Origin of the sequence: Bacteroides sp. (assembly GCA_036351255.1) — a bacterium.
In the GTDB taxonomy this organism is placed as follows: domain Bacteria; phylum Bacteroidota; class Bacteroidia; order Bacteroidales; family UBA7960; genus UBA7960.
Genome location: JAZBOS010000128.1, coordinates 120,839 through 129,329 on the forward strand (window position 1 = coordinate 120,839; position 8,491 = coordinate 129,329).

The window sequence follows — 8,491 nt, forward strand, 5'->3', positions numbered from 1 at the left end:
AGTCAAAACACTAACAGCGTATAAATATAATGATGAATTCGTTGATTCGCCTATATACATAATATATACAATTACTGTTAAGGAACTTTACATACAATTAAATTTAGTTCAATTTACTGGAAATGAATAAATAATAAAAAAATATTTTAGGATTGGATTGAAAGGTTGTGTTTTTTTGTACATGTAATTTTTAGTTGTTTCTTTTAATGAAAATGGGGAAAAACTACCGGGTGTTTTAAAACCTTTTTCAAGCCTAGCTTGAAAATCACTTCCGCAGTTTTATATTTATCGCCCCCTTTTAGAAAAAACAGGGATAGTGTTTTCAAAAAATTACTTTACAAAAAAGGGTATATTGGCTGTGGCAGCATTGTTTTGGTTGTCAACAACATAAACGAAAATTCGATAAGCCCCATGGCTGGAGGGTGCATTAAAAATGACTTCCGATGTGTTGGCTGATATAATAAGCCCTTCAATGGTTTTTGACCTTTTCTCAAAGTCACCACCTTCGCTTAATTCCTTTGGCTCTGGAATTATTTCAGCTCTAACCGAAAGGTTTTCTTTATTAGGGTGTTCGATGGAAATCCTGGCAATGAATTCTTGGTTCTTTTCAAGGCACACATTATCAAACCGACCACCTTTGCCTTCAATGGTGAAATCCATCATTTTCGGGGCCATATTTTCTGGCCATTTTCCGGTCCAGAGGTATTCAATCATATTTACTGATTCTGTTCTTTCACCATTTTCAGTAAAGAGACCATACCATGATGGGGTACGCTCCTGTTTTTGGCCCCAAAGAAATACAAACGAACCCATGCAGTTATTAGAATCAGCCAAAATGACTTCTTCGTAACGCTTTTTTATTGCTTCAGCTTTCTCTGTGGAGGTCTGCTCAATGGCCGAACCCCATTCTGTTTGGGGAACTTCCCAATGACCAGTTGCTCCCCATTCAGTAACCAGATAAGGGCCATTGTATCCTGCATTCTCAAGTCTTTGCTCAAGGTCAATTAAACTGCCATACAATTGAATAGAGATAAAGTCGACATCGGGACAGTGCTCTAGTATATAATCCACTTCCTTCTTGTAAATTCCGGCCAGCATGGTGGTCGTAACATGGTTGCCATCAACTTCCTTTATCATCCGAGCAATATCGTTCACAGCATCCCACACTTTTTGATTGGAATAATTGAGATTAAGCTCATTGCCTATGCCCCAGCCCAGCAAGGCCGGATGATCTTTAAGTTCAAGCACTTCCTGTCTGAGCCTTTCCAATTGCTGAGCAACAGCCCCCTTATCATTATAATCAAAACCGTGGCGCTCATTCCCTACATTCAGGCCCATCATCACCATTAAGCCATTTTCCCATGCCATGTCTAGCTTCTCCCTGCCAGTTTGCTGCCCATTGTCAATAGTCCAGGTGCGAAAGGAATTGCCACCGTGGATAGCAATTTCTCCGCAAGGTCCGTTCTCACAACCGGCTCCCTTAACAAAAAACTCCTCTCCGTTAACAAACAAACGATATTTTCCATCCACTTGCTTCATCTCAACCTGGGAAGGCCCTGCTTGCATGGGGTCGGTGATTTCCTGCTTGTCATAATTACAGGCAATTATCATGTAGGACATTAGCAATAGTGTCAAAATCTTTATTTTTTTCATCTCAGCACCAATCATTTAATTAGATTCGATTCCAGTTCTTCAAGAGATTTCCCTTTGGTTTCAGGAATAAACCGCCAAACGAACAAAAGGGTCAACAACCCGAAAAAGGAATAAATGAGGTATGTGGCACTTGACCCTAACCATTCCAGTTGAACAGGAAAAACAGTTGCAACAGAGAAACTGACAATGGAATTCCAGAAGCCCATGATGGAAATGGAGAGACCTCGGAGTTTGTTGGGGAATATTTCAGAAAGCAGGGCCCACATGACCGGGCCAAGGGAGATGGCAAAAGATGCAACAAAGAGGATTAGGCCAATCAAAACCCATATAGAACTGATGCTTATGGAATGTTTTAGGATAACTTCCTTGAAGTCGTTATAGGTTTCCTGGCCGATCTTTTCCTTTACCAGGATGAAATAAGCCACCTCATTTTTAAAGGTATTGTTTTTCAGGTCATTAAGTTTTTGAATATTCGCTATTTGATCTGGAGTTGCATTCATCTCAGTTACCTCGGCCATCAGCATCTCCATTGACTCCGAATCTATGGTGTATCTTGCGTTCTTGAATGAAAATCCGACAATGGCAAGGGAAATACAAATTCCGATTGCGCCAATCAATAGCAGGGGTTTTCGGCCAAGGGTATCAATCAGGAACATGGCTAAAACGGTCATCACAACATTGGTTACTCCAAGGATGGCCGCCTGCATAAACGCTGCATCTTTTCCTCCGCCGGCCATTTCAAAGATCATGGGTGCGTAATAGAAGATGGCGTTAATACCTGTGATCTGCTGGAAAAATGCAATTCCAAATCCAACGATCAATACGGTTTTCATTCGTCTTGAGAAAACATCAGACCAGGTGCCTTTTTCTTTCTTTTCTTCCTCTTTCAGGCTAAGATTAATTTCCTGAAATTCAATTTGTGCTTGTGTTTCCCCATGGATTTTTTCCAGGACTCCTTTTGCTTCCTCCCCTTTTGCTTTTTGCAGCAACCACCTGGGACTCCGGGGGACAAAAAACAGCAGGATGAAAAATAAAATGGCGGGAATGGCTTCAACGCCAAGCATAACCCGCCATTTTAAGTCAGAGTCTGCGATGGTTTGCTGGAAAAAGTAATTGGAGAAATAGGCGATGGAAATGCCAAGGACAATGTTAAGCTGGTTGAAAGTTACCAGGGTGCCGCGCAATTTCCTGGGTGCAATTTCTGCAATGTACATAGGGGCAACCAGGATAGCCATACCAACACCAAAACCACCAATGATCCTTGCAGCCAGGAAACTGGAGATATTAAATGCAAAGGCTGTAGTAATTGCGCTGATGGTGAAAAGCAAGGCAGTGACCTTAAGAACCCCCCGGCGTCCGAATCGGTCGGCCAGTTTGCCTGCCATGATATTTCCAATAATTGCACCCAAAATAAGGGAGCTCACAGAAAAACCGATAAGCATGGATCCGGAATTTAATCCGAACGTATTCTTATAAAACGGTGTTGCTCCTGATATTACCGCACTGTCAAAACCCAGAAGAAATCCTCCTAAGGCAACGATCAGTGAAATTAATACCGTGTAGGTCTTCCTGGTCATTTTTTCGAGTGTTTCAGCACAAATTTTTGATTAAATATTATCCCGGATATTGTCTTCTCCACGTCTTTTCTTCAAAAGAAAGAGCAAAAAGGATGCCTGGACAGTAGTTTTGGCAGGCAAAAATGATTGGGAAGTGCAATGTTTAACAGAAGTGATCCCTAATAACCAGCATTTTGGACAAAGGTTCCATTGGAGAGGTCAATCTCCGTTTGCGGGATGGGCAAGAAGCCTTTGGTTGCCGGTTTAAAGGTCACGTCAAACAATTGCTGGTCTCCAATATAATTGGGGCCCCTTATGCCAGAATCCGTCAGGGTCTGATTGGCAAAATCAATTCCCTGCCTTAGTACATCGAAATAGCGAAGTCCTTCCAATGACAATTCCAGCCTTCTTTCCTCCAGGATGTTTTCAAGGGTTGCAGGAACGCTGGGAAGGTCAACTCTAATCCTAACACGATCAAGATATTGCTGTGCATTGGGACTTCCAAGTTCAGCAGCCATCAGCAGAACGTCAGAGAAGCGAATGACTCTGTGATTACTGGTGCGGTTTAGTTCAAATTGCCCATCAGAACCCCAGTGCTCCCGATCAGAGGTATATTTCCTTGAGAAGTACCCGGTATGCTGGTAACCTGTGGTAAGGGTGCCGTCAAGTTGCTCTTGCGTAACAATTGTGTGCTGAATTCTTGGATCTTCTTCCAGATCAAGGAACAGTTTGTGGTTGACTGGTGCAAAACTCCAGCCCCTGTTCCAGTTAGTGGAACCCGAAACCCTGGGCCCTTGCATTTGTGCAGCCAGGTTTCCTGCGCCTCCCCTGGGATACTCCCAATCCCACCAAGGCAGTTCGTCACCGTAAGAAATCTCAAAAACCGACTCTATCCCAAATTCACCAGCCAGTTTGAAGTTTTCGGAATAGTCAGGGAACAGATCATGGCCGCTATTCTGAATGAGATCTTCGAGTTGTTGCAGCACAAAGGCCTGATTAACCGTGTTACTGCCTGCTGTCATTTCAGCACCGTAAACCCCGTTGTAGAATAAGTAAGCCCTTGCCAATAGTCCTTGGGCAGCCCATTTAGTTACCCGTCCAACCTCTGCCTCGGAGACAGATTCCGGCAAATCGGTAATGGCTTCAACAAGATCAAGTGCAATTTGGTTGTAAACTTCCTGGGGAGAACTTTGAGGCTGGTTGTATTCTGAAGGCCCGCTTATTGGCGAGGTTAAAAGCGGTATATTTTCAAAAAATCGAACCTGTTCAAAGTAGAAATATGCCCTCAGAAATTTGGCCTCGGCGATGGTTCTGGTCTTAAAACTTTCAGGAGCATCAATCCCGTCAATGATTTCCAGGAAAAGATTGGCCCGGTAAATGCCAAGGTAATTCTTTATCCAGGTAGCATGAACAATAGGGTTGGTTGGAGAAATGTTAAAGCTGTTCAATTCCTGCCAGTTCAACCCATCAATGGGGTCTGATCCACCTGCAAAGGCATCATCAGACAAGACATCAGCCACGGTAATTATTGGAGCCCATGAAACGCCCGGGGTTGATTGATAGGTAAGCACATCGTAAATGGCCACTAATGCCCTGAAAGCCTGATCCTGGGTTTGGTAATAGTTCGTGGAAACTTCCTGATCAATAGGTTTCAGGTCCAGAAAATCTTCGCTGCATGATGTCAAGAAAGAAACAATCAGCAGTGCTCTAATAGTTTTGGAAATTATATTTTTCATGTCCCTTATGTTTTACATTAAAATGAAATGGTAGTTCCCAAACGGAAAGTTCTTGCCTGTGGATAAACCCCGCGGTCAATTCCAATGTCAAAGGAACTTAAGGCCCCAATTTCTGGATCGGCACCAGTATATCTGGTGAGCGTAACAAGATTTTCGGCAGAAACATATACTCGTAGTGTTGAAGCCTTTATCCTTTGCAGTATTTTATGCGGGAAGGTATATCCTAACTGGATATTTTTTAGCCTCACATAGGAACCATCCTCAATATATAAGTCAGACACTCTGTAATTAAAATTGGTATCATTCCAGGTGTATCTGGGGATGGTATTGGAGGTGCCTTCCCCGGTCCATCGATCAAGAATGGCTGTGGTACGGTTGGTGTAAGGGAGATCCTGGCGCTGCATACCGTTGAATATTTGATGGCCAAAAGCACCTACGATAAGGAATCCCAGGTCAAATTGCCTATATTCAAAATTGGCATTGCTACCTAATGTAACCTTGGGTGTGGGATTACCTATCATTGTACGGTCGTCGGCATTGATTACACCGTCACCGTTAACATCAACAAATCGAACGTCACCAGGCTTTGCATTTGGTTGAAGCACCTGTCCGGTTTGGTTAATGTGTTGAAAAACTTCTGCCTGATTTTGGAATATCCCATCGGTTTTGTAACCGTAAAAATAGGCAATTGGCAGGCCCAGTTCAGTGCGGGTAATCATCCCTGCGACAGCCCAGGAGGCTCCGGGAAGAACCCCTTCTTCATTCCCGATCTTAGTCATTTTATTCTGGTTATAGGCACCATTCAGTCCGATTGAATACCTGAAATCCCTGGTATAATTTCTCCAGTTGAGTGACAATTCAACACCTTTGTTTTGGACGCTTCCGACATTGGCAAAAGGAGGATCATTACCCACATGTGCCGGGATTGGGATCCTTTCGAGCAATCCTTTGGTCGTTTTAACGTAATAGTCAATGGTTGCAGTCAAACGGTTGTTGAATGCGCCAAAGTCAAGTGCAATGTCAATTTGCTCAGATTCTTCCCAGCGGATATCATTATTCTCAATAAATTGGGGTGATGCGCCAAACTCGCGTCCACTCCCAAAAATGTAACCCCTGCTCATATCCATAAGTGATACAAACTGGTAATTTCCGATTCTTTCATTACCGTTTACCCCCCACGATGCCCTAAGTTTCAAAATGTCAATTGCTCCCAGTTCAGGAAAGAAGTTTTCCTCACTGACTACCCAAGAGAAACCGAGAGATGGGAAAATACCATAGCGGTTATTGGCTCCAAACCTGGAAGAACCGTCTCTTCGGATAGTAGCATTAAAAGCATAAATGCTTTTATAGTCATAAAGAATCCTTCCGAATTGAGACAAAAGGCCTGCATGTGAAGCTCTTCCATCTGCCCGCCAGTTTTCATCTGTAGCCATGTGAATGTAAACATGGTCTGGGTCAAAAATAGGAACGTTGGTATTGTACCCAAATAAGTTTTCAAAATTCTCTTTACTTGCAGTGGTTCCAATGAGAGCCGAGACATTGTGCAAGCCAAATTGTCTAGTGTAGGAAAGTGTGTTTTCCCATTGCCAGGTATAATAGCGGTCAATGGTTTTCGAGACAGAAGTCACATCGGTATTGTTTTGGGCACCATTGAGGTAAAACAAAGGCCTGTAGGAATCGCTAAGCACATAGGCCAAATCTATACCGAGACTTGTCTTTGCGACCAGACCTGGGATAGGCTCAAGTTCTCCAAAAATATTTCCGACTACCTTATCGACACGTGTTTGTCCGGTTTGTGTCTCAATCAGTGCAAGAGGATTCACAATTTCACCTCCGGGGAAAATCTCCGAAATTCCATAATATCTCCCTTCACTGTCTGTAACGACTGGATTGTTGGAATAAGGGGGTAAAGCCAGGATATTTTCATCAGTCTCATAGACCGGGGTTAAAGGGTCAAGGTTCAATGCGCTGCTGTATGGGCCATTGAACGAAGTATTGCTGGCAATACCCCGCCGGATAATATGGGAATAGGCTAGGTTGTTTCCGAAACGGATGAAATCAGTCACCTGGTGCTGAGTGTTCAGCCTGGCCGTAATACGGTCAAATTGTGATTTGTCACCACCAATAATACCCTGTTGCGAGAAATAGGAAAGGGAGGAGGCAAAGGTTGATTTATCCGAGCCCCCACTGACGGCAATCTCGTGGTTGGAAATCGGTACATTGGTCTGGAACAATTCATTTTGCCAGTTGGTATTGTGTTGAGGGATTTCATTCAGATCATACGGCTCTGTCTGGCCCGAATTTCTGGCCCCTTCATTCATGAGCATCATATACTGCTCTGCGTTAAGCATATCAATTGTCCGGGCAGCATTTTGAATGCCTGTATAGGTGGAAAAGGTGATATTCATCTTTCCTCTGGTACCACTTTTGGTGGTTATCAATATTACACCATTTGCTGCCCTGGCACCATAGATGGCAGCGGAAGCAGCATCTTTGAGTACATCAATGGATTCAATATCGCCGGGATTCAGATAATCAATGCCATCAACTTTCAAGCCATCTACAATATATAAGGGTTCGGGGTTGCCTGTTGTTCCTGCGCCCCTGACACGTACAGTGGGTGCTTCACCTGGCTGCCCTGAAAGATTGGTTACCATTACCCCAGCAGTTCGGCCCTGCATGGCCTGTTCGACCCGTAAGATTGGTGTGGAATTGATTTCTTCAGCGCTTACGCTGGATATCGCTCCAGTAACTACCTTCTTTTTTTGGGCCCCATAACCAATGACCACAAATTCTTCGAAGGTTAACACATCAGGACTTAACTCAATGTCCCTGGTAATCGTTTGATCCGGTCCAATGGTCAATTCAATCTCCTGTGTAACATAGCTTATAAAACTATAAGTTATGACAAAGGTGCCCGGGGACAGGCTCAAGGAGTATTCTCCTTCAAAGTTTGTTACGGTGCCTTGGGTCGTACCTTTTATCAAGATATTGGCTCCGGGGAGGGTTTCACCTGTCTGGCTGTCTTTTACAACTCCTTTTAGGGTTTGCCCTTGTAAGGGAATGGCGCTCATTATTCCTACCATGAGAAATAAAAAGGACCAAAGTGTTTTTTTCATATTGTGAGGTTTTGTTGGTTATTTACTATTTCTCTTCCCTGGCTGATTTAAAATGATCAGTTTTTTACGCAGGTATGAGAGTCCTCTAATTAGTTTCTTGAAATACGCGGATATAATCCACTTTCATTCGCTGGGGGAAAGTGGTTGTTGCATCTGGGCTTCCGGGCCAATTTCCACCTACCGCGATATTAAAAAGAAAGAAAAACTCCTGGTGGAACTCGGTCATGTGATCTTGGGTGATATTAATGGAATAATACTGAATATCGTTCACAAACCACTTAATAGATGTATCATCCCAGATGATTGAAAAAACATGGTATTCATCGGCAAATGTGCCTGATGGTAAGGTATAATAGCCCCCGGAGTTAACATGCCCGTCGAGATTCCAGTGGACTGTCCCATGAACACGGTTTTCTCTGCCACTGCC

The 8,491-nt window shown here is 43.4% G+C and carries 5 protein-coding genes; all 5 read right to left on the reverse strand.

Going from position 1 to position 8,491, the window contains the following annotated elements; genetic code table 11:
* Positions 1-330: 330 nt before the first annotated feature.
* A complete protein-coding gene (locus V2I46_12800; protein MEE4178376.1) occupies positions 331-1,635 on the reverse strand; it encodes a hypothetical protein in 1,305 nt (434 codons plus the stop codon).
* Positions 1,636-1,664: 29 nt separating this feature from the next.
* Positions 1,665-3,230 carry a sugar porter family MFS transporter gene (locus V2I46_12805; protein ID MEE4178377.1) on the reverse strand — a complete coding sequence of 522 codons (1,566 nt, stop codon included), beginning with the start codon at positions 3,228-3,230 and terminating at the stop codon, positions 1,665-1,667.
* A gap of 158 nt (positions 3,231-3,388) precedes the next feature.
* Positions 3,389-4,945, reverse strand: coding sequence for a RagB/SusD family nutrient uptake outer membrane protein (locus tag V2I46_12810; protein MEE4178378.1), 1,557 nt, complete (start codon positions 4,943-4,945; stop codon positions 3,389-3,391).
* A 17-nt stretch (positions 4,946-4,962) separates the two neighbouring features.
* Positions 4,963-8,064: a TonB-dependent receptor gene (locus V2I46_12815; GenBank protein MEE4178379.1), complete on the reverse strand. Its 3,102-nt coding sequence runs from the start codon at positions 8,062-8,064 to the stop codon at positions 4,963-4,965.
* 85 nt (positions 8,065-8,149) lie between these two features.
* Positions 8,150-8,491 (reverse strand): glycoside hydrolase family 16 protein (locus tag V2I46_12820; GenBank protein MEE4178380.1); only part of this gene is annotated, 342 nt, incomplete at its 5' end.